Source organism: Brevibacillus laterosporus, from assembly GCF_030489605.1.
GTDB classification, from domain to species: domain Bacteria; phylum Bacillota; class Bacilli; order Brevibacillales; family Brevibacillaceae; genus Brevibacillus_B; species Brevibacillus_B laterosporus_E.
In genome coordinates this window covers 386,380-409,311 of sequence record NZ_JAUKFY010000002.1, presented here as the reverse complement: position 1 = coordinate 409,311, position 22,932 = coordinate 386,380, and the positions used below count along the sequence as shown (strand labels likewise).

General features: G+C 36.7%; 27 protein-coding genes. 4 read left to right on the top strand and 23 right to left on the bottom strand.

Annotation, left to right across the window (positions count from 1 at the left end; genetic code table 11):
- Positions 1-525: 525 nt before the first annotated feature.
- Complete coding sequence (locus tag QZ995_RS03645; protein WP_301803143.1) at positions 526-864, bottom strand: hypothetical protein; 339 nt, start codon at positions 862-864, stop codon at positions 526-528.
- Positions 782-1,039 (bottom strand): outer membrane protein assembly factor BamB family protein, encoded by a 258-nt coding sequence (locus QZ995_RS23785; RefSeq protein WP_437124709.1) that lies wholly within the window; start codon positions 1,037-1,039, stop codon positions 782-784. Before QZ995_RS23785 ends, QZ995_RS03645 begins: the two co-directional genes overlap by 83 nt.
- Before the next feature lie 490 nt (positions 1,040-1,529).
- Between QZ995_RS23785 and QZ995_RS03640 the strand changes: the two genes are divergently transcribed.
- On the top strand, positions 1,530-2,543 hold the full coding sequence (locus QZ995_RS03640; protein WP_301803140.1) for a CgeB family protein: 1,014 nt from the start codon (positions 1,530-1,532) through the stop codon (positions 2,541-2,543).
- A gap of 637 nt (positions 2,544-3,180) precedes the next feature.
- On the opposite strand, the gene QZ995_RS03635 is transcribed toward QZ995_RS03640, so the two are convergent.
- The 5 genes from QZ995_RS03635 to QZ995_RS03615 form a co-directional block, all read right to left on the bottom strand.
- Positions 3,181-3,591 carry an oxidoreductase gene (locus tag QZ995_RS03635; RefSeq protein WP_301803137.1) on the bottom strand — a complete coding sequence of 137 codons (411 nt, stop codon included), beginning with the start codon at positions 3,589-3,591 and terminating at the stop codon, positions 3,181-3,183.
- A gap of 974 nt (positions 3,592-4,565) precedes the next feature.
- The gene (locus QZ995_RS03630) at positions 4,566-4,829 is read right to left on the bottom strand and encodes a hypothetical protein (protein ID WP_301803134.1); all 264 of its coding nucleotides are present in this window, start codon (positions 4,827-4,829) and stop codon (positions 4,566-4,568) included.
- Between the two features lie 174 nt (positions 4,830-5,003).
- A complete protein-coding gene (locus tag QZ995_RS03625; RefSeq protein WP_301803131.1) occupies positions 5,004-5,522 on the bottom strand; it encodes a DUF1266 domain-containing protein in 519 nt (172 codons plus the stop codon).
- An 826-nt stretch (positions 5,523-6,348) separates the two neighbouring features.
- Positions 6,349-6,570 carry a hypothetical protein gene (locus tag QZ995_RS03620; protein WP_301803127.1) on the bottom strand — a complete coding sequence of 74 codons (222 nt, stop codon included), beginning with the start codon at positions 6,568-6,570 and terminating at the stop codon, positions 6,349-6,351.
- A gap of 4 nt (positions 6,571-6,574) precedes the next feature.
- Positions 6,575-6,724: a hypothetical protein gene (locus QZ995_RS03615; protein ID WP_301803123.1), complete on the bottom strand. Its 150-nt coding sequence runs from the start codon at positions 6,722-6,724 to the stop codon at positions 6,575-6,577.
- A 510-nt stretch (positions 6,725-7,234) separates the two neighbouring features.
- Here QZ995_RS03615 and QZ995_RS03610 point away from each other — a divergent pair.
- Both QZ995_RS03610 and QZ995_RS03605 read left to right on the top strand, forming a co-directional pair.
- Positions 7,235-8,644: a GH1 family beta-glucosidase gene (locus tag QZ995_RS03610; protein ID WP_301803120.1), complete on the top strand. Its 1,410-nt coding sequence runs from the start codon at positions 7,235-7,237 to the stop codon at positions 8,642-8,644.
- Between the two features lie 30 nt (positions 8,645-8,674).
- A complete protein-coding gene (locus tag QZ995_RS03605) occupies positions 8,675-9,382 on the top strand; it encodes a GntR family transcriptional regulator (protein WP_301803117.1) in 708 nt (235 codons plus the stop codon).
- A 513-nt stretch (positions 9,383-9,895) separates the two neighbouring features.
- On the opposite strand, the gene QZ995_RS03600 is transcribed toward QZ995_RS03605, so the two are convergent.
- Positions 9,896-10,519, bottom strand: coding sequence for a glycoside hydrolase family 73 protein (locus QZ995_RS03600; protein ID WP_301803114.1), 624 nt, complete (start codon positions 10,517-10,519; stop codon positions 9,896-9,898).
- Positions 10,520-11,151: 632 nt separating this feature from the next.
- On the opposite strand from QZ995_RS03600, the gene QZ995_RS03595 reads away from it, so the two are divergent.
- Positions 11,152-11,766, top strand: coding sequence for a hypothetical protein (locus QZ995_RS03595; protein ID WP_301803110.1), 615 nt, complete (start codon positions 11,152-11,154; stop codon positions 11,764-11,766).
- Between the two features lie 43 nt (positions 11,767-11,809).
- Here the strand turns inward: QZ995_RS03595 and QZ995_RS03590 are convergent, their stop codons facing one another.
- The 15 genes from QZ995_RS03590 to QZ995_RS03520 form a co-directional block, all read right to left on the bottom strand.
- Positions 11,810-12,349: a GNAT family N-acetyltransferase gene (locus tag QZ995_RS03590; protein ID WP_301803108.1), complete on the bottom strand. Its 540-nt coding sequence runs from the start codon at positions 12,347-12,349 to the stop codon at positions 11,810-11,812.
- Positions 12,350-12,629: 280 nt separating this feature from the next.
- Entirely contained in the window at positions 12,630-13,811 is a 1,182-nt protein-coding gene (locus tag QZ995_RS03585; protein WP_301803104.1) for an MFS transporter, read from the bottom strand.
- Positions 13,812-13,826: 15 nt separating this feature from the next.
- Positions 13,827-14,810 (bottom strand): ABC transporter substrate-binding protein, encoded by a 984-nt coding sequence (locus QZ995_RS03580; protein ID WP_301803101.1) that lies wholly within the window; start codon positions 14,808-14,810, stop codon positions 13,827-13,829.
- Between the two features lie 357 nt (positions 14,811-15,167).
- Positions 15,168-16,151: a helix-turn-helix transcriptional regulator gene (locus QZ995_RS03575; RefSeq protein ID WP_301803098.1), complete on the bottom strand. Its 984-nt coding sequence runs from the start codon at positions 16,149-16,151 to the stop codon at positions 15,168-15,170.
- A 136-nt stretch (positions 16,152-16,287) separates the two neighbouring features.
- On the bottom strand, positions 16,288-16,551 hold the full coding sequence (locus QZ995_RS03570) for a hypothetical protein (RefSeq protein WP_301803097.1): 264 nt from the start codon (positions 16,549-16,551) through the stop codon (positions 16,288-16,290).
- A gap of 2 nt (positions 16,552-16,553) precedes the next feature.
- Positions 16,554-17,603 carry a sigma-70 family RNA polymerase sigma factor gene (locus tag QZ995_RS03565; RefSeq protein ID WP_301803095.1) on the bottom strand — a complete coding sequence of 350 codons (1,050 nt, stop codon included), beginning with the start codon at positions 17,601-17,603 and terminating at the stop codon, positions 16,554-16,556.
- A 300-nt stretch (positions 17,604-17,903) separates the two neighbouring features.
- Entirely contained in the window at positions 17,904-18,509 is a 606-nt protein-coding gene (locus QZ995_RS03560) for a lytic transglycosylase domain-containing protein (RefSeq protein WP_301803092.1), read from the bottom strand.
- Between the two features lie 174 nt (positions 18,510-18,683).
- Positions 18,684-18,929 (bottom strand): hypothetical protein, encoded by a 246-nt coding sequence (locus tag QZ995_RS03555; protein ID WP_301803090.1) that lies wholly within the window; start codon positions 18,927-18,929, stop codon positions 18,684-18,686.
- On the bottom strand, positions 18,926-19,213 hold the full coding sequence (locus tag QZ995_RS03550; RefSeq protein WP_301803087.1) for a hypothetical protein: 288 nt from the start codon (positions 19,211-19,213) through the stop codon (positions 18,926-18,928). Before QZ995_RS03550 ends, QZ995_RS03555 begins: the two co-directional genes overlap by 4 nt.
- Positions 19,214-19,251: 38 nt before the next feature.
- Positions 19,252-19,584: a hypothetical protein gene (locus QZ995_RS03545; protein ID WP_301803085.1), complete on the bottom strand. Its 333-nt coding sequence runs from the start codon at positions 19,582-19,584 to the stop codon at positions 19,252-19,254.
- Between the two features lie 102 nt (positions 19,585-19,686).
- Positions 19,687-20,016, bottom strand: coding sequence for a hypothetical protein (locus tag QZ995_RS03540; RefSeq protein ID WP_301803082.1), 330 nt, complete (start codon positions 20,014-20,016; stop codon positions 19,687-19,689).
- Between the two features lie 58 nt (positions 20,017-20,074).
- Entirely contained in the window at positions 20,075-20,317 is a 243-nt protein-coding gene (locus QZ995_RS03535; RefSeq protein ID WP_301803079.1) for a hypothetical protein, read from the bottom strand.
- A gap of 1 nt (position 20,318) precedes the next feature.
- Positions 20,319-20,552: a hypothetical protein gene (locus QZ995_RS03530; RefSeq protein WP_301803076.1), complete on the bottom strand. Its 234-nt coding sequence runs from the start codon at positions 20,550-20,552 to the stop codon at positions 20,319-20,321.
- A gap of 252 nt (positions 20,553-20,804) precedes the next feature.
- Positions 20,805-21,944: a hypothetical protein gene (locus tag QZ995_RS03525; protein WP_301803075.1), complete on the bottom strand. Its 1,140-nt coding sequence runs from the start codon at positions 21,942-21,944 to the stop codon at positions 20,805-20,807.
- 366 nt (positions 21,945-22,310) lie between these two features.
- On the bottom strand, positions 22,311-22,844 hold the full coding sequence (locus QZ995_RS03520) for a sigma-70 family RNA polymerase sigma factor (RefSeq protein ID WP_022584824.1): 534 nt from the start codon (positions 22,842-22,844) through the stop codon (positions 22,311-22,313).
- Between the last annotated feature and the right edge of the window lie 88 nt (positions 22,845-22,932).

Here is a 22,932-nt window from a genome sequence, read left to right as displayed (position 1 = left end):
GTCCATTGTATCTCCCCTTTGGGTTTTAGCTATATATTCAGACTAATTCCTTAACTTTCCCCTGATTATGTCATAAAAGAAATAATATGTCTAAGTCTTTTATTTGTAACGACTTAATAATGCCAGCCATTAATTTGTTGTTCAACCTCTTCTTGACTCCAATTTAATCAAAGCGATTTATTTTATTAAGGCATTCTTGTAAGGTTATTTTTAAGTGCCCGCCATCCACCTTGTTTTCTTTGGCAACTTGTGATTGAGGTATAAACTCGTTCCAATATACCTATCCCTGTATAAAGCTTAATTATTGCCTTCCATGTTGTTCATTCCTTTACTGACTTCAATCAAATCACAATCGTCTAGTGGAATAGCTAAAAAATCCCGATCAATGGCACCTATGTTACCCTACTTATTGATAGATAACAGTTCCATTTTTTGCCAGTTACTCTCCAAACGCCATAATTTCAGCTGAATTGGAATTTTCCAGATAGATCGTTCTATCTGAAGCAAGCTTCGGTTCCGCTTTTCTCACTCTAAAGGTATGATTATATTCTTTGCTAGCTGTATCATACTCCCACTTTTTCGTCCATTCGGTAACAGAGCAATTAACTTTCCTTCGCGCACGGCATAAATCGTGCCATCTGCTGCTGACACCGGAGCATGGGAGAAAAGTAAGTTAGCAACACGCCATTTTATCTTGCCATTTGGATTAATTGCATATAAATATGATTTTTCACTGGACATGATGTTTGGCTCATCGTTTGCACACAGGTACAAAGTCCCGTCAGCTCCGATTGAAATTTCGGATGAAAGCTGATTTTGCCAATCGATATCGCCATTTCTTTGTCCCATTCGGGTTGACGGCATATAGCTTGTTCTCTGATGTGCGAAAATAAATCACGCCCCCTTTACCGATTACAGGTGCACTTGAGAAATCTCCTTTGATTTTAAATGCCCATTTCTTCGTACCATCTGGTTTTATCGCATACAGATATTCATCATCTTCACCCGCGTAAATGGTGCCATCAGAAACTACAACCAAGGAAGAGTTGAACTGATTACCTAATTCGTCTGTCCCCTCACTAAACTTCCGTTTTAAAACAGGCTGTACGGTTCCATTAAATTGTGAGTGCCCAACCAGTTAGATGAGATAGGTTTCTGAGCTCCATGATCATATGCTTCGTTTTGATACCTATTCTCCTGTTTAAAAATAACATTTCCAGCATGGCTAACATGTGCTTACCCAACAGGACCGAAGACAGTATGGTAAAAATAGTTACAGTTTTTCGTAAAAGTATCCCCTTACATCCCTTCAAAAAAGATATTTTTACTACTTTCGCCAATATTTAATTCTTATTATTTCTAAAATGATGCATTCAAACAATCACCCAATCATTTTTTCTTCAAAAACATATCCTGTAACAATCTCTTCTTTTTTAAAAATCCATCTTACCAGTCCTGTAATAGGAGTTTTTTCGTATGAATAGACTTGTTTCCACATAATTTTAAAAATTATGCTAAGGAGTTACATCATGAAAATTTTAGCTATACTATCATTTGATATTTTTCGTTATTCAATTGGAAATGCGCTTGAAAGGCTAGGTCACGAAATCATTTATTTAGAAAATTTTAATGAAGACACACTGGAACAAGCAATCAATGCATTTCATCCAGATATGGCATTTAGTATGGGATGGGATATCTGGCATGTGCCATTCCACAATCAAGGAAGGTTGCCTTTAGTTAAAGAAATTCTCCAAAAACATAATATTTTTCATGTTTATTTTGCTGAAGAAGATTGGCTACACCATCAAAAATGGTCACTTTTATATGTTAAAACGATTGAACCTAATTATGTTTTAACAAGAAGTACTACTTGCATACGAAATTATCTTAAATTAGGGATACCTGCTACGTACTTTAATGTAGGCTGTAATCCCGATTTACACAAACCTGTACCAATTAATCTAAATTATCAATGTGATGTCGCTTTAATTGCAAACGGGCATTTTGGTCAAAGTGAAGTTAGACATAAGAGTATTTCTGATCTTATAATTCCTCTTTTCGAGCAGCCTTTCCATACTAGAATCTGGGGAAAAAGATGGGAAAATCTTCATCTTCACCATAATAAAAAAATACCTCCTGAAATGCTACATGGTATTTTACCCTATATTGAAACACCAAAGGTTTATAATTCTGCAAAAATCTCCATTAGTTTACAAAGCTGTAACGATCAATTGAGTAATCGCACTTTTGATATATTGTCGTCAGGAGGCTTTTTACTTACTTCCGATACCCCAGCAGTTCGTATCAACCTGATTCCTGAAATAAATTGTGTAGTCTCCAGTTCTCCCGAAGAGACAGTAGAGAAAATTAAGTATTATCTAACGCATGAAGAAGAACGGATTCGAATCGCAAAGGCTGGACGTGAATACGCGATTAAAAACTTTGCCTATCAGAAAACCCTTACTGAGATTTGGCCGAAAATTTTAGCTGAGTATAGAAAAGGTATGTATCAAAATAAAGATGCATTCCCAGAGGATTAACGATTATGTATCCATAACCGCCCCCTTTTCTTACCTTGGAGTATCATATCATTGGCTGAACATTAATTTGTAGACTAAAGAATTAGTTTGTAGACTAAAGAGAGAAAGCAAAAGAGACTCCCTTTCTATTTCATAGAACGAAATGATTAAATCAAATTTGGAATTCTGAATAGGAGAAGCGTGAGCTTATTCAATCACTGACTTTTACCAACAAAAAATAAAACAAACTCTCCCTATTCAGTAGCATAAGAAGAGTTTGTGCACAGTCTGAGCCAACCATAAAAAATTCAATGGTTGGCTTTTTATTATACTTTGATTTAAAAAATAAAAGTTAGTATTGCGATTTGCTGAATGAACGATGTTATATCTACAATTTGGATATTCTTAATTCAAAAGTTGACAAAATAAAAGTTGATTCGAAAGGACTGTTCCACTCATACAAGATATTTTTGGCCCTATATCTCTCTTACCCCAAAAACATACAAAGACCCATGCATGTCTTTTAGCTTTCAAGGGTTTCCTCCGAATAAAAGCCTTCTTCCAATAAAACCTTCTGAATTGCAAGAGGGATATTATCAATAACAAAAAAAGGAGGAGTAAGAACACGGCTCCTCAATAATCATTATTCCTTTGTTCATTACTTAAAAGTTGATAAAATGGCATCTTTATAGTTTTGAAAATCAAAGTAATATGGCATTAAATTGATTTTCTTTTCGCAATCATTTTTATAGAAATCCTTCCAAACAATTGTGTTACCAATACGCTCAAGTTTAGCTGAAATAAAGCCGCACTCTAAATCCCCACAATGAGAACAGACTAATACAGGGACTCGATACCATAACAGAGGATGAGGTTTCTGCATCAGAAAATAACTAATCATCTCATCTTGATATTCTTTAATCCCCCATCCCAAGCTAGGTATAACATCATACTTCCTAAACTGGTCAAAAAATGATTTGCCATCAACTATAAAATCTGCAAATAATTGACCATAATCATTAATAGTTTCTGTTCGAAATTGTATTGCAAAACTATTTTTCTTATCCATGAACAACACCTTTAATTCAATGTGAAATCCATTTTAACATAATGGAAAGATCATCTTCACGCAGCGCTATCCTCTCTAGTAGTCTTCCGATTATAACATTGTTCAGCATAATGGCCGCCAGTTTTTCCAATCTATTTTAATAACCATTTATTAATGTTGAAAAAGCTACAGATTAAACTTGTTTATGCAAATAAGTAAATATTACGTACATAAGAAAAAGCACCACATTTGGGTGCTTTTTCTTTAACCAAACAATAATGCGCTAAGCCATTTTTTATTACTGTATAATATTAAAAACAGATAAATGTCAAATGAAAAAAATTTCCTTTTAAGTAAAAGAGCTAATGCATTAAGACCCAGTAAGATTAATATAGCTATGTATGTTTTTCCTGTATCTTCGTCATCTAAATGGACAAACAAATATATTATAACAAAAATTACAATAACTAATTGATCCAAAACCAAAATTTTTTATGGCGATCCGTTTTGCTAAGTGTCTTTTTCTTATCTATGCTGACCTCACCTCTGTCATCTGTAAACTTAACATCTACAGAATACTATTATAGCGGTTCAACTAAAAAACCAAAAGTAAGATTTGTAGAAGTAATCAATACTCCATTACTTTCATTTGCTTCTTCTATTTTATTAACAGTAGTTTGAAGAAACCAGGCTATTAGAGATGAAACAAAAGCAACTGATTTTGAATCAAGATAGTCCAAATTAACATTTATCATGGCTAATAAAGTAGCAAATGCGACTCCAGCATAGACTGTACAAATGAGTTTGATGAAAATATCACTCTTACTCCAACGTTACTGAATTAATCCCTATGTATTGGTTTCCGTATACCCTAGGGAAGCGATATTTAAGTTTAAACATAGCAAGAACTATTGAAATGGATACTTTGGATATTAATTAGTAAGGAATAAATTATTTTCAAAATTCTAACAAAAAGTTTATCTTTGTCATTATTTTTAAGCTTGCTCGTCTTGGCTTGGATATCTCTTATCTTTAAATTTATAAACAGTGATACCCAAAAATACAATCATAGCAGCAAAGAAAATATTTATCCTTGAATCATCACTAAAATATTCAAACAATGCTGATTGAATTATTACAAGATCGGACAAGCAAACAATTAAAAAAGTCTTTATGGCTTCCCAAACATTATGTTTTACTTTGTTCTTAAAAAAGAATAGACCTGCAACTAAAACGATAGCTTCAAATATAAGAATCATAAGAGCCCTCCTAAATATATAGATAGGTATATTATGATTCAGAATAATTATTTATTCAAATTATATTATTCTAGCACTTGCATTGCTCTTCTACTTGTTATAGACGATTAGGAGTATTAACCTACAAATTATGATTTTTTCTATATATAACCGTCGCTCCTGTAGGAGATAATCCTAACAGTCCAATGGTAGATTCCAATCTAAACGATTCCACACGCTGTTTGGATGCAGGATCAAATTCCGTACAAAGCGTGCCATTTTCTCAGCACTCTCACTAGTTTTCTGTCCCCACGAGAATTGTCTTCCTATTAGAAAGCTTGTTCCAAACTCTTGCCAGCTTAAGTATTGTTGTTGAGCAATCCTGGCAACATGTTTTACGAGTTCTAGGGCCTCATCATATGAAAGGTAGCCAACAAAAGCTCCTTTCTTACACAAGTTAGCATATCTACCCCAATCCCAAGCAGCAATCCCTGCTAATGGAATCCTGTTCATATACGCTTTCACAATTTGATATTCTCTATATTTCTCACTTGTCTTAGAGATCGACTCAATGTAATTTAATTGATCACTCTCAGATAACGTGGAAAGGAAAAACTTCATTTCATCAAATGAGTGCCGATGTCCTTCTTTTAATAACCATTCGAGTGATTGAAGCAAATCTTCCTTGTTTTCAATTCCCCAGTCTCGCGTCAAGGAATGTTTATTTCTCCGTATATTTTCCTTGCTATTGGTAATTTCAAGATCAAGACCATTCATCATTCATCACAGCTAGCCCATAGCACCATAATGAAATTTTACTCGTAGGATTTGTTAGAGAAGTATTCATTGTCATGATTTGTTTCTCCCCCATTCATTCTTAGCAAGTATGTAGTGAAAATCTTCTATTTCAGTCACATCTTGATGCTCTAGATAGGTGTTTTCGGGTATTTTTACAGATTTCAATTTAATTTTGAATAGACCCCAAAAAACCTTCTTACCATTCATATGATGTTGAAGTTGCTCATACCATAATTGATAGGTCGTATTTTCTGGATCGTCCAGACATGCTTGCTCAGCATAAACTAGGGCCTTTTCCATATTCTTTGTTTGATAATATGCCAAGCCTTAAGTAAGTGATCGATAGAATTTTCTGGATAGGATTCATATAATTGTATTTTTTGTTCCGTCCAGATGAAAACCTCATTAAACAGCACCCATACCGGCTGAGGTAAAAAATAATTGTCTTGTAAGAAAGTCAGCACACGCCTGTTTAGTGATTCTTTTAAGCTAGGCTGCCAATCTTGTTTAGTATTCAGTATCTTCCCACATAGATATATTAATTCGATTGGATGGATTATTATATAAAGTTGCCACTTGATTCATAAAAAAGGTCGCTAGCAGCTTAACACTAAGATTTCTCATTTCATTAGAGAGATATGAAAAAGCGGATTCATGAATGGGTGTGACATTCTCTATTGTAACGAGTTCTGATTCACAATCCTTTGTAGTCTGATTAGCTAGAAAAGGTTGCTTTTCTTCTCTATAATAATTCACTCAACTTGTATTTGACTAATTTGATCTTCGTATTGTATGCAGGTCTGTCATATTTCATTTTTGTAGCACAATGTTTTTCTTTTAATGCTTTTCCGTCCGCACCTTTTTCGCCCATTCCATCATAATAATTAGTCATTTCAGGTTCAGGTTTCGGTAATACTGGCTCGTCCAAATAAAAAACAGGTAACGATCCTGCATCTTTTTTCACTTTTTCAAATCCCCGTTTCTTCTTCAAAGAGTTTTTGATTTTGCCTATTTTCTTTAATAAGAGCTGAACGCTTTGCATTAGTATTATTAAATTGGTACTTATGGACAATCATTTCATTATTTTCATCATACGCAACAATCGTTCCTGGTTCCATAGTCTCTGGGATACTTGGATTGGCTATTACTGATATGGTACAACCATTAAACACCTAAAACGGACAGCGTTAAAACAGAAGCTACAAATTTGTTATCTAGTTTCATGATTTCTACTCTCCTTTTGATAAATTTTATTCTGATACTCATCAGACCATATAGATAGAAGTGAAACAATTAAGAACGCTCTTTATACCGTATTTAAGAATTGACTTATAAGAGTTATCTCCAATTATTTCCTTTTATGAGAATAACATTTATCTGATAATCTATAATTTTTTCATTTACATCGCATGATCTGACTTGGGTTGATTTTTTGGAGTACTTCAGTTTAACAATTGTATCCATGACAAAATTACCAGTAAAATCCTTTATTCATTCATGTTCTTATCTAGAAATCGGTTGTCGCTTAGAGTATAATTGCGCTTAGATATTTGTACCCACAAATCGAATAAGTGGATATAATTTAAATTCATTATGATAAAAAAATGATAAAAATGGAGGTATATGCATTGAAATTTCCACATGATTTTTTGTTTGGAGCTGCTTCAGCATCCTATCAAATAGAAGGTGCCTGGAATGAAGATGGCAAAGGCGCTACAAATTGGGATGTTTTTTCAAAAATTCCTGGTAAAACGTACAATCAGACTAATGGGGATGTGGCTATTGATCATTATCATCGCTATCAGGAAGATATTCGATTAATGGCTGAAATGGGATTAGAATCATATCGTTTTTCCATTTCGTGGGCACGCATTTTGCCAACTGGGGATGGTGAAATAAACCAAAAAGGCATTGAATTTTATAATCGAGTCATTGATGAATGCTTACAATATGGGATCGTTCCGTTTGTTACTTTGTACCATTGGGACTTACCATTAACACTAGAAAAAGATGGTGGATGGACGAATAAGCGAACCGCCGAGGCATTTGTAAAATATGCAGAAATTTGTTTTCATGCATTTGGTGATCGAGTAAAGCATTGGATTACATTTAATGAGACAGTTATGTTTTGTGGATTAGGTTATTTAAAAGGAGCCCATCCACCAGGCATTCAAAATGATGTTCCACGTTATTTTCAGGCTACTCATTATGTGTTTTATGCACATGCTAAAACAGTTCAATTGTACAAACAGTTAAAGCAATATGGAGAAATTGGCATTACCCATGTTTTCTTACCTGCCTATAGCATAGATGATCAGCCAAATAATAAACTAGCGGAACGCCATGCGAATGAATATGAGACATTCTGGTTTTATGATCCGGTTCTGAAGGGAGAATATCCTTCTTATGTTATTCAGCAATTAAAAGAAAAGGGATGGATTCCTAACTGGACGAATGAAGAATTAGAGTTGATCAAACAAAATGCTGAAAAAAACGATTTTATCGGTTTGAACTATTACCAGCCTATACGAGTAGAACGATATGATAAGGATATCAGGAATGAAAAGCATTCTAGAGAAACATCTACTCTCGCTCCAGGCAACCCTTCTTTTGATGGATTTTATCGAACAGTGCGTATGAAAGACAAAACCTATACAAAATGGGGATGGGAAATATCGCCGAAAGGTTTTTTAGATGGATTGCATATGTTAAAAGAAAGATATGGTAACATTAAAGTGTATGTGACGGAAAACGGGCTTGGTGATGAAGATCCAATCATTGATGGAGAAATTGTAGATGTTCCGCGAATTAAATATATTGAAGAACATTTAAAAGCTGTAAAGCGCGCGATCCAAGAAGGAATTCACATAAAAGGATACTATGCATGGTCTGTGATTGACTTGTTAAGTTGGTTAAACGGTTATAAAAAACAATATGGTTTTATTTTTGTCGACCATAATGATAATTTAAAGCGTAAAAAGAAGCTTTCGTTTCACTGGTATAAGCACATCATTGAAACGAGGGGTGAAGAATTATAATGAGGAAAAGTTAGTTTTAGGAGACGTAATATGAGTGTAAAGTACAAAAAAATTGCCGACATCTTAGAAAAAGATATCCGCGATGGGAAATTCAATGAGACAAAAAAGCTACCAACTGAAGAAGAGTTAATGAATATCTTCCAGGTTAGCCGCAATACCATACGTAAGGTTGTAAGTCAGCTTGTCAATCGGGGATATATTTTTCAAGTGCAAGGAAGTGGAATGTTTTTACGCGAAGCCCCTATTACCGATTATATTAACTTAGGAAGTCTACGGGGGTTAACGAAAAATCTTGCTTCCCAAAATATTGAAACCAAGGTAGTAGAGTTACATGTAATGGCGGCGGACGAGACATTAGCAGAACGAATGCAATGTCAGGCAGGGACGAAACTATATTTTGTGAAGCGATTACGAATTGTAGACGGTAAAGCATTTTCGATTGAAATAAGCCACTTTAAAAAAGACATTGTTCCCTATTTAAATAAAGAAATAGCATCGAGCTCCATATATAGTTATTTAATTGAGGACTTACAGCTCAATATCGGGTTTGCAGATAAGGTGATTCGTTGTGAAAAGATAGACAAAGAGAGTGCACAATTACTAGAAGTACATGAACACGATCCAGCACTTCTTATTGAAAATACGGTATACCTTGTAAATGGTACAATATTTGAGCTGTCTCAATCGATGTTTCATTATCAAAAGGCGAGGCTTTTAAATCGTATTACCTTTAAATAAAGGGAGAAGTCGTTTCCTACATGTAAGGAGACGACTTTTTGCATTCATTTAGAAATCAACCTTCCCTACATCCTCAACAGGTATCCATCAGAAATCCTCATGACTTCTTAATTTAATCCGCTATACATTGAATCAAACGTCTCTACCTCTTCGTAGCCAGATTCAATTACTCCCCTGCCCTCTTTTGCCTTTGCCACTAGCTAATTGTTATCGCATGGTCATTTTGACGTCAGTTAGATCTCCTGTAACAAAACTTGGTTCGTTCCCCCTCTTAAATGATAGGTTTCAATCTTCACGAAGCTATCGTTACGTTTCTGCATGTTCTAGCAAAATAAATTTCATTATTAGTGGATCAAAATTTTGCTAGCCATTAAAATATCTTCCCGAACATAAATATATATTCTTAATTGATGAGATATGCACGGTTAACAGAAAAATTTAAATGTTGCTTCCTTTAAATTTAAGAAAAAAACTCTAAACCAAGCCTCCTATAAATAAAAAGGAGACTTGGTTTTATTTATTTTGTGTAGCTTGCCCACTAGCCACCCTTAATTCATCTGCCAATTGCCCAATCCTAACCGCCTTATCCTTCATTCCCATTTGATTGTAAAAAGCCCATTGCCCTTGTAAATGGCTAATAATTTCGTTCGCTGTCTCTGGTTTCACTGTCAATTCCTCCTTGTCATATTTCACTAAATCATACTTTTCGATCAACCCAATTAGCTTATCTGGATATCCGGGATCAGTGGCATATCCTCCTTTGTGGATTGCATAACAGGCAGTCTTATAATCAGCACCTAGTACGCCATGATAGCGTGTAGGCTTGTCTCTTGTGCCGTTTACTATTAGTTTGGAATGGTCTGCAATAGACTCTCCCCAGTTGTTGTAAGCTCTGAAATTAGCTGTGATAGTTGTCCATTGACCGTTGTGATTTTCTTTTGTGGACATGGCGCAAACGCCTGCTGGACCTGTTCCTTTGATGCCAAAGAGATTATTTCCTCGCTTCGTTAGCCCACTTTCTCCCCAGGCTGATTCAAGGATAGCCTGAGCGATTGTAAGAGACGCAGGTATCTTAGTTTTCTTCATGTCAGCTACAGCACTTGGTGCAATCTTATCTATAAAGTCTTGTGGTTTCATTACTCCGCTTCTCCCTTCTGAAACGAAATTTTTCACGCTTGCATGAGTTCCAATAGCACCCGTTTCCTCAATATGCCATCTTGCCAACTTCGGGTAAATCTCTCATCATACCATAAAGCGTTTATTGCATTATAAGCTATTGCCATTACAACCATACTAGAGGAATGTAATCAATTTTGGAGACCAACTTTGTGTTTTCAGCCACGTAGTTGACCCGCTTTTGTCGCAATCACTACGCCGATCTCTATCATCCTCATCCCCGTCTATTCTTTTCGTTCTGGATGACGCTCCAAGGAGCTTATCAGCTCCATATGAAAAAACACCTCTCCGATTGGAAAAGGCGTTTTATGATTCAGTTTGTTTAGTTAACTATTCCACAGCAGGAACCCCATAAAATGCTAGTAAAGATTCCATTTCCTCTTCGACAAGCTGAGTTTAGATAACAGTGGATACCATGTTATCCTCCTGATTACGCATTTTGTCCTTCTACTTATAGGTAGCTTTTGCATGCATAAAAACTTATCCTCCAAGAAAGAGACTCTACCATAAGGATATTTCACATACATAAGGATATTTCTCCTTCATCATGTTATACTTGTAAAAATTGGTATATATGGAGGAGTGGGTCCTTTATGAAAGTAAGATCAGTTGGGTTATTTACGCTTATCCTTTTAGGTCTTTTTCAATTCTATGCGGCTTCTTCATCTACAGAAGATTCTCAACCTATCGTTGAAACAGGTGCACCTTCTGAATATTTATCCATTCAAGATTTGAATCATATTATATTTGAAGACTATAATGATAAGACAAAGAACATAAAAGTCCCAATCAAATCTATACCAGAATTTAATAAGATTTACTCAGAATTAGAAGATGATAACCAGAAAAAAGCGGAACTGGGTGTCGCTACCCGCGGGATGATCCTCGCAGAAAATAAGGATACAGCCTATTTACTCCTAAAATATCAATGTGGAGTTAAGCTTTGTGACTCTCTTTTATTAAAAAAAGAGAATGAAAAAATCACAACGCTACCCATAAATGAAAATTCTCTTATTGCAGATTATCAACTTTCATCAGATAAAAAATCTTTGGGTCTTTCCTACATTACTATTCATTATGTAGACTTCCATAATAGTGACAAGTTATATAAAACATATACTGTCTATATAGTTGATCTGCCTACTTTCAAAATGAAAAAAACCTTAGAGGTGAAGAAGGAACCAGATTTCACCAAGCTTTTAAACTAAAAAACGGGGGATTATTCCCCCATTTACTTCATTGCTCCAATCTTCACTCTAAGGATTGAGCCAATTCAATCCTTACCTCCTTTTTCTCAATGTCCTGATTTGAATAGCTCATGACATTCAATCCGACGAGTGTAAACCCACAGGCTAAATAAAATTGAATAGCTGGAAAATTAGAGGTCTGAGTTTCAAGAGTAATCATGCGGCTATTGAGTTCCTTGGCTCGTTTACACGCAAAAAGAATTAATTCTCTTCCTATCCCCTGTCTCTTGCACTCTTCATTTACATACAAATCCCAGATAACACAGCTCTGATTCCAGCTTGCATGGGCAATCGTGATAATCCCCACTTCTCTGTTATCTAGCAGGGCAGCATAGCACTCAAGCTCATCTTTATCATCATCAAAGAGATTGCCAAGTTCCTTTTTTTGAAACGTTTGCTCGAACTTTTCCACACGGAGATCTACACTCCATCCCCTTTCACTAGATATCATCCGCACATCGTAATAATAATCTGATTGATATTGATATGTAATAATTTTCCCATTAGGGTAATCTTCCCTATTCAATTTTACAATGTGAAGCATACCTCCACCCCTTTGTTATTGGCATTGGTCAAATTTCGTAATGGTATCCTAAAAGCGTATTCTCTCAACACAGCTTTCTCTAGTTGTTGAACTTTTTCTCTAACAATGCCTCACTTTCCGAATACCGTCTATAGTCAGGCACATCTGCATTTTAAATATTTGGAATTATACCACAAAACAATACTAGGCTTTATTATTTTTCTGATAAAAGAAAAACTCCGAGAGACAGTAAATCTTCACGCTCTCGAAGATTTTTCATCTATTTTTCCATTTTTTCCTGCTATACAGAAACCCTTACACGATGTCTTTTTCTAAATAAAGAAATTCCTGACAAACAAATCAAAAGTATACAAAATGAAAATGGTAGCACCTTATTGCTCGTATACAACAACGTACCGATAACAGGTCCAAAGAACGAGCCTCCCCCTTGTAGTGCAGCGATAAAGGAAGCAACACTTCTTTGCTCGTGATCCTCAACAGCTAGGGAAGCACCCGAACTGTATCCTAACAAGGTAAACCCTATTCCAATTCCCAAAATAGCAAAATCAAGGAATGCGAAGCGTATGAATAACAAAAAGCCTACTAAACCTAAAGTCACACAAGAAAGACCTACTCGTAGCACTTTTGCAGGTTTCCATTTCAAATATTTACTGATGAGAACCTGAGAAGAAACAACCATAATACCCGAAATAGCTAACCCAAGTCCGATAAGCTGTGTCGCTTTTTGAGCATTGTAGCCCAAAGTGTCTTGGATATAAAATCCAATCGTAACCTGAACGATATTAAGTGCAGCAGATAGAACGAATCCAATCCACAGATAAAGGCGGATTCGTGAATCATTCGGTGAGATCGTGGCTGTTGTTCGCTGAATCTCACTTTCCCGTTCATCTGGAATAGATAAGAGGAAAATAACGGCAATAATCAACATAAGCACAGCTACCGCATACATCGGTACGGTCAGACTAATTACTGCTAATCCGCCACTCATCGCTGGTCCTAACACAAAACCAAGGCCATTGGCCGCTCCGAATAGCGCCATTCCCCAAGTGCGTGTTTCCTGCGTTGTCCAGCCCATTACATATGCTTGAGCTTTAGCAGGAATCCCTCCAAAGAAAAAGCCCGCAATGGCCCGCAAAATCAAAAATATCCAAAATAAACCGGCGGAACCAGCACCCAGCGAATTACTCTTGGCATTGTCAGCGAGCAAAGCAAATACGATTAGGGTAACTAAATAGACAAACATAATAGAAGCTAGTAATTTTTTTCTACTTTTTGCTGGTCTTCGTTCCCAATAATAACCACCCAGTAACCAACAAATTCCAGTTATCGAAACCAAGCAACCTGATTGAACCTCGCTTAGTCCTAAATTGCGTGAAAGAGGACCAATGACCGGGTTAAAGGCGGCTATTGAAATCATGCCAGCCAGCACAATTAGGAACATAACCGCGAATTTGAATTTCATCGTAAATCCCCTTTTCTATTTATTTGTTAGATTTTTCCCCATTGCTTGCATAATCTCTTCCAAACCGTCAATTTTTGCTAGCGCCATCGGTCCAGATAGTGAAGGGTCCTCTAAAAAATACACTTGATTGTTTTTGACTGCTTTCAAACTATTCCATACCTGATTATCTTTCAACGCTTCCTTGACTCCCCCCGGGATTGGATCTTGCCAATTATTAATCACAAACAGATGATCCGGATTCAGTTGGGCTAAGCTCTCCAATGATAATTGGCCACCTTTTTCAGCTCCTGGCACCGGTTTTAGCCCTAATCCCTTATAGAAAGGCTCGAAGCGTTTTTCCTCCCAGGTTACAAATTGATCCTTGCTTCGCGACATGGTAAATAGCACAGACTCTTGGCTTCGAAAAGCCAGCTTCTTTTTGTAATCTGCTGACTTTTGGTCAAAATCAGCTAATATCTTCGCCGATGCATCCTCTTTCCCAATTACAGCAGCGATCTGCTCTAATGTTTCTCGCCAATCACCTGCTTGAGGAAAAATAACAGTTGGAGCAATCTGACTCAATTGTTCGTATTGGCCAATCATGTCGTCCGCTGCAATGATCAAATCTGGCTTCGCGCTTAGTAATTTTTCCATATTTGCCTCTAAACCAAGGTCTATGATTGCTTTCCCTTCTATACGTTTACTAAGATTAGGAAAGTTTTGTTTAATGGTTGAAATCCCTGACGCGGCATATGGATATTCATCCAGAACAGCTAAATAGTCTACAAAAGCAATGTATGGCGTAGCAATTTTGATTGGCTTATTCTGAATAACGGTTTGCCCCTTCATGTGTTTTATTGTTTTTGGGAAGGAATGGGAGGATGATTTTTCGCTAGCTGCGGAAGCTGTTGTTTGTTCTTCCGTTACTTTCGTATTTGGTTTGCCTGCTCCTGTGCATCCTGTAGCTAGCAGTAGCAAAGCCACCCCTACGATAATAGTCAGTATCTTTATTCTCTGCATCTTCTTCTGCTTCTCCTTTTTTACCGCTCTCTGAGGCGGTTTTGTTTCATTAACTTAACAACTTAGTAAATGAGATTAATTATCAATGCATACATCTTATAATGCGTGTTTGCCTGATATCTACCAGTAGAGGAAATGAGATTGCGGTTAGCGGGATATATTTATCAATCTTGGCTTTTCATAAGCTGTGGGAAGGCTTTCATTCTATTTGTCCGCACTTGTCTATCGATTCGCCATTCCAAAAATAAAAAAATGCCCTTACCAGGCAGTTTAGGTGAAAAAATCCTTATGTTTTTTTCATGAGCCCATATGACAGTTGACCTTTTATCACTGCTATGCCTGTGAATCTTATTTTCACTAGCGGCAAGAGGAAACGGAACGGCGAACCAACTCACTAGGGTTAACACCATACCTTTCCCGAAAAGCTTCTGCAAAATAACTCGGGTTAGAATACCCGACTGCGCACGATACCTCGTTCACATTCATTTTACCGCCTTGCAGCAATAAGAGGGCCGTTTCCATTCGTTTATTCCGTAAATATCCAAATACTGTAGTCCCGTACATTTCCTTAAAGCCGTTTTTTAACTTATAATCATTAAGCCCTATCATTCGAGATAATTCGATTAGTGTTGGCGGCTCTGCCATACACTCGAGCATGATCGCACGCGCTTGGCGAATCTTTTCCATATCATCCTTGGTAAGCTGGGGCGATTCTGGATTCCGATCTAGTAAAAAGGTTTGGAAGGCTGCAGACAGAATTTCCATAATCGTGCATTCTATCTCGAAGTTTCGCGTTCTTGGTGAATCTACTAGCTTTATCAATCGTTGCAGGACAATCGAGGAAAGTGGATCGATCATTTGTTGAAAAGCCCGGAAAGAGCGTTTTCCCAATATATCCGAAAAATGAACCGATCTAGTACCATCTGCCTCTTCCATAAAATGATGAAAGCTGGAAACTGGAATACCAATGCCAAGCATATAAAAGGGCTGCTTTCCCATAAACTTAAAACGAGTTTGCTCCTGCTTCATAAATTGTAATGTACAAGTTCCTGAAACAATTTCCTGACGAACGCCCTGAAGACTAACCTCTCTTGCTCCTTGAAAACAATAACTCAGCTCAACCATTTCTTCTCTCGGGGCAAAACTCATTGCATGCTTGTCATGGAAGGTGTAATCAGAAATAACGACCTCCATATCCGGACGGGGGACAAAGCGACGGATAGAGCCCTCTCCAATTGAAGAATGCAGCGTCATCTGCTCTGTACGATCTACATTCTTTCGAGCCAATCCAAGCCCGTCAAAGAAAAGATTAAAGTTCTGGTGAAAGCCAATGTTGCTCATTTGTCCATCACTCCGGTTGTGTTACTTTTCCTCATTTGCTTCTCCATCGGTGTAAAATCTAATTATGATAATAATTCTCATTCTTATTGTAACGAATTTTTGTATATTTGACCATCTCCTCGATCATTTTGTTTCTTTACAGGTAGTCATCAATATATTGCTGAAGTTCATCCAAGTAATGATCAATGACAGATTTGCTCAAAGCGCTTGTAAAGCGGCCTACTTCAGATCCGCCATAGGATATAATCACGAGTGGCACGTACATAATGCCAAGTGCATCTTCCTTTTCAGCACATATCGAACGAATAGCAAGCTTCCTTACCTCAATAATTTGATCTAAGGTAGCTGATAATTTCCTGCACGAACTACAAGACGACCGATAATAAAATGTTAATTCCATAGTCATTCACCATTACCTTGCGTTTTGTTTTGGTTCAATTGCTGTCCACCTCTAACAGAATTAGCCTTCTGCTCAGGCTTTTTTAACTTTATCCGATGATCCTGCCACTTTTTACTTACCTTTTGCCGAATGTAGTATAAAATTCGATTTGAATAAGCCTGCCTGTCAAATCCAGATTTCTCTAAGAGCTCTGCTATTTCGCTAACACACATAAGCTTGTTGCGCAATCTGCTTTCCTCTTCTATCATTTTGATTTCCCGATCATATTTAGAGGTGACATGCTGTTGCAGGTCTGATTTATTTGATTGAAAATTCAGAATTTTATTCCTGATACGCATGATTGCTCTGTTAATTGTCATAGGATAGACCTGAAGACGTTCGGCTATCTGAGTATTATTTATACCTTCCATGATAAGCTTCATAATTGTTTTTTCAAAATCATTGCAAATTGAGCTTTTGAGTAAATGTTCTACATAAACCTTATCCACTACATGCTCTTCAATATTGCTGCAATTATGATCTATCATCTCGAAGTTCTCATAAGCGTGATAATGTTCAATTTCATCACTAAATCGGGCTATCTCCTTATACCTTTCTACCGGGATAGCGAGCAGCTTAGCCATTTCCTCTTCACTAGGTCGATATCCTAGCTTTTCTTCAATAGCGATCATACGCTTGATCTGTTCAACAGCTCCCCTGCTTAATCTTACAAATCGTGAATCGTTATAAAGCAGTTGATTGATCTCCCAGATAATCGGCCTAACCACAAAGGTTGTAAACTTGATTCCCCGATGAAAATCAAATTCCTGTAAAGCACTAATCACACCAATATAAGCATGCTGAAGCAATTCTTCTTCTGTTACTCGAAACTTAAAGCACAATTCCTCAACGTTACCTTTATAGTGTTTGATAATCGAGAAAAGAAATTCCTTGTTTTCTTTCAAAAACTCTCCTAACAGCTCTTTATCTTCTTTACAGGCATGAATAAGGTCTATATTGTGCATATCTTTTATACTTTCTTTCCGTAAACGGAGGTATCGTTGACTTAACAAGCTTTTGTTCACTCCCAGTCATCTCTTTCTTTTCCCTTCTCCCTATAATAGTCGGGCTATCCTAGCGAAAAGATGCAGATATGACCGGCATTGTTTCCTGATATCCTTTTTTCATAAAGGACCTGTATGCCAAAACCTTTATTTAACACATAACGTAGCTATTACAAGCCATTCTTTATCTCTGCTTTTTGGCTACGATAAAAAATACACTCCCTGCCGATCACTTGGATATGTCCCGCTCAAGGATTATTCCACTATCTACAGTAAAGAGTGCATTACATCCCTTTCTATCATTAAATTTTACAGTCCCCCTATTTTTAAATAAAATGCTTTATTTTTAATGGCTGACCATACCTTTTTAACTTTTATTAAGTAGTGTGTTTTAAATGTTCCACGTACGATATTTCCCTCTCCCTGGTTATAAGCAATAATCCCCAGCTCTGGTCCGAATCTGCTTTGCGTATAGGCCAGATACTTGCAACCAACCTGAATATTCACTTCCGGATCTGTAAGCTCTCCTTTTATACCCATATATTTTTGTGTAGAAGGCAAAATTTGCATAAGGCCCGTATCTTTATGCTTGCCAATCAGATTGGGATGATAATAGCTTTCGACCTCGATTATTGCTACGATTAGAAAAGGATCTACCTTGTACTTTTCCGAAAAAGTAAGAATATAGTTGGATAATTTCGTTGCCTCTGTGATGGAAATATTTTTAGAGGTCATATGGTGTATGATTGTCTCCTGCATTTGTTGTTGTTGAGTAAAAATGGAAGCTGCTGTGACAAATGAAACCGTGTTCCTTTGACCTGCTGATATATTGTCTAATTGGGAGAACAGATTTGAAAATGATAGCTCTGTTATCGTCAGCAGTATTACGATGATGAATTTCAATCCAATTATCATGCAACCATCCTTTGCTGAAAATGTCATACTATAGTTGTCGCGTTACCCTATTGGATGGTTGCGATTAAAATAATAGCTGTTATTACTTCTGATCTTACAAATATGCATTCCCCCCAGTTGGCCTATATCCGACACATATAGTCATCTATCAAAAAAGACGGGAGTATTCCCGTCTCAAAAGTCTACACACTCTCGCATGCAAGCAGCAATTTGTTTCTGTATATCATCAAGGTCTACTTCCTTCAAAGATACGTCGGCATTATATAGCTCCATATAACTCTGTCTTATCCTTAGCTGCTCATAAGTCACTAAGCAATTAGCTGTACCACAACCAATATTTTCGATATCTAAACCCATGTCCGTAAGAGTCTTATGCGTATGCTGTAAAGCTTCATACAGATCCTTGCATTTTATTTTCATGGCGTATAGTCCCTGCTCCTCTCTGTATAGGGCCTTTTATTGCTATAAGATGATTCCATACATTCTCGCAAGCATTTTTTATGTTTCATCAGCATGCCTTCCAGATCGAGGGAGGATGAAATTTCTTGCTCCATAATATATTCTGTGATCTCTTCTAGTTGTTCTTTATGTCGACGAAGCACTTCTACCGAAGCAGATGAAGTATGTCTCATCGCTCTGTTTATCTGCTCAATGACATTCAGAATCTCATCTATCTTTTCGATAAGTTTACCTAACGTGTACACTGCTTCCCTCCCGTCTGGCGTCTTCTTTCCTTTGTCATTTATTCTTTACTATCAAAAAAGCCCCCAAAAAACTGATCATGCGTTATCCACAATTCAATTTGATCTTTTTTGCTGCTTTCGTTACCGGTTTGATTTTTTTGATTAGCAGCGAGCTGGCTCTGTAACATTTTTAACTGTCGGCATTGGTCCTGTAATTGATTACAAAGCTGTTCATTGTTGACCGATAAAGCTTGGTTTTTTCTCAATAATTGCTTGGTTTTTTCTCGCAAAGCTACATACTCCCTCAAGATTTTAACAAGTAAGTGGAGGTCGATCGTTGCCTTCGTATCAACAATCTCTTGATCTTGGAAAATGGTATCAAGTTTTATCATATGCTCACTCCAAAATGAATAGGTCCGTGTTTTTAAACTATTATGCATGTTCCAACTGCTGTACAGGATAATAATGCCAAATCACTTTCATAAATTATCGAGCTACTCGGCATCATTTTTATATACGTAATCAGTAAAATCTTTCAAATGGATTTCTACTCTATTCAAGTAACAAGAGGAATCAAGTGCAATAGCCTCTTCAAACATTTTTAATTTGCCCAACGCTTCTTTTTTGATTGGAGGTGGAATCTTTTCCTCTCCCTGCTGGTGTCTTTCCCACCATCTCCGAAAGGTCTCTAATGTAAAGGTTTGATTGATGTAATTTCCGCACAAGCGGCACCAGGCAACCAGTGACTTATCGCATTCCAATTCCTCTAATACAAAGGATGCCTCTTCCTTGCAATGCGGACATTTATTTAAATAACCTATCATTACAACATAACCTGCTTCCTTTTATCTTGTTTTTTATGCATGATAGCTGATAAATTGTCTAGTTTCTCATTAGATTTTGTCCCAAATGGAGGTTTTTTTGCGCAAACCGTCTTGCTCTGGTTATCGTTTCTGGAATCGTCGCTTTTTCAATATAATCATGCATAAAAGATTCGATATTATCAAAATCTAGTTTATCAATGAGCCGCCAATAGTAAGAGAGTAGCAATTTATCATTGGTACGTGTCTCCGGAAAAAGAATCATCAGTTCTCTAACGTTTCGTACAACGGTCTCTTTTCTCACGTTATCCTTTTCCATCCTTGTTCTTTTGTTCCGCTACATATGAAAATTGATTCTCAAAATCTTCTGCCGGAATATCCATTTGTATGTCTGCTACCTTTACTTTTACATAATCTCGTAGGCCATTACTTCCCCTCTGAATACCTTCAATTATACCTACAGTACCGGATGTAATCATTTGATCCATGAATTGCAGATCCGTACATACTTTTATCTTTTGTCCTATCTCTTTTTTCATTTAATCCACTCCCGATTTGTTTTTCATTCCTTTACTCTCTAACCTCTCCTGAAAAATAAAGAAAATAGTCCATTGTCTCATCCAAGGGCTCATAAACGATTCCGTTATCACCCTCAAATGGAGTTGTGTGAATCACCCTTAATTCCTGTATTTGCTTGGGAATCCCATTAGGAAAGGCCATGCAACTCATTTTTGTCCTGTTATCACGATTTAAATATTTACAAAAAACGCAAGGTATCGTAAAATCCATTGCTATCCTCCCTTCCAGTTATTACATTCATATCCACCGTATTGTTGGTACCATTCTTGTATCTTCGGGTCAATGGGGATATCGGTTACTTTCGCTGTAAATGCCTCTGGGATTAATTCGATTGGATACCAACTGGTCGCATAGCTACAGAGATGATTTGCAATATAAGCAGCCTCTGAGTATGTCAAAATGGTTTTTGGACCGTAATTATCAGGATCAAGCGCTGAAAATCGGTAAAATTGATCCTCCCCTACATTATGAAAATGTATCCAATGACCTATTTCATGGATAATCGTTCGTAATTTATGAGGAGACGATTTTTGGCCAGATTGATATTCTGCCAGTGCAATCTTATCCGCATTGGCAAAATCGTATTTTTTGTTCACGACAACCTCTCCAGTAGGAGGATTAAAGTAACCATTTGCGCCTTTTGCATCTTTGATATTTATCGTGAGCTTATGTTTTGTGATCATCGTTTTGAAGCCGCAACAATGATTCAAAAGATGAACAAGTCCTTCTGTTACATAATTAGCTGCGTGAACATTTCGTTGAAAATTAGCATCAATATTTATGCTATTACACCATTTCTCAGCTTCTGCTGCTGTTGTATACGGCTTCCATACAATTGGATTTTTACAGGTGTCATCGTCATCCGGAATGGGTACGGGAACCGGATCTGGGGGATCTGGGGGTAGCGGATCGGGATAATTTCCATTATCAACGGTTCCAGTCAAAATTGGTTCAGCTTCCGGATCACAGAGAAGATGAAACATGACCTCTATTTGCTTTCTGTCGCCAGCCTCTGTATAGAATTCTAATTTGCATATAGTCCCTGCCTTAATAGGGTGAGCGACTTGAAAATAGAGTCCCTCTTCAAAATTTTTACAATAAATATTTTTAGCAATGAACTTGTTACCAATGAGAAGATTCCAATAATCTGAGGGAGTGATAATATCGGATTTTATGGATATCGCATAAAGCTCCACATCGTGTGATAAATGAAAAGTATCCGTAATTACTCTCCTAGTACCAGAGCTTCTCATTCCTTTTACATAAATATCTCGTCCGATAAAATGGGCCCTTGTCTTGGTAGGATAATAGGGAGGGTCCAATCTTCCGCCTACTACATATCTAGCTAACATTGGGTTAACTCTCCTTCATGCTTTTTCTTTAGGAAGTCGTGTATAATAAAATGCTCATCTATAAATATTGATCGGGGTAGGCTCGTCATCCGAACTTGTCATAGATCGCATACCTACATGTCTGGTAATTTTCATCTATAGTAAAAGTAGTCGATCTATATCATTGAAAAGATGCAATAAATCTAAATATTTGCTGTACTTGGCATATGTTTTTACTAGAAAGTCATGTTTTTTTGCTTTTTTGCTAAATATTGTCGTTTTATGTCTTTAAAAAGTTGCGAAAATTCTTCCTAGTTAGATTGCAGATTTATGAGCAGAATGATATATTTATTATGGAATGGATTTCGTCTCCTCTTTTTATCAGAATCACACCAAACATACGTGCTTAAGCTTGTTCATGGCTCGTGAAGCGTGGGACTTATTTAATCCTAATTGATTGGAAATTTGCGTAGGCTTCATATCTATTCCGTCTTCGGTAAATAGCATGTAGCTAATAATTTTCTGTTCTTGATTTGTAAATAGATGTTTATGAAACAGATAATCATTGCGCACATCAGCCAATCCATAGCCCACTTCATAATCTACACCATAGAAATGATCAACAGTCGATCCTTTTTCATCGTCGGCCCCATCACAAAAATGAACCATCGTACTTTTCTGTATAATCATTCGTCTTTTTTTTCGATAGTAATCCATGACAGTTCTTCTAATTACCGTATGAGAAAAAGTAAAGAGATCCTTTTTAATTGCTCCTTTATTCATTGCTGTTAATATTCTTACAATAGAATCATGCTTTACATCCTCTCTATCTGCTATGTGGACCCCTGACAACACAAAATCAAATATTGGGTTTAAAATTCCAATATCTAAGATTTCCTCAGTACCTTTGGCTTTTTCCATATCATAAATCCTCCTAACGACTACAAATATTATGAGAACTGATCAACTTTGATAATTGGTTACTAGAGAAACTTATATTTGTGCATAT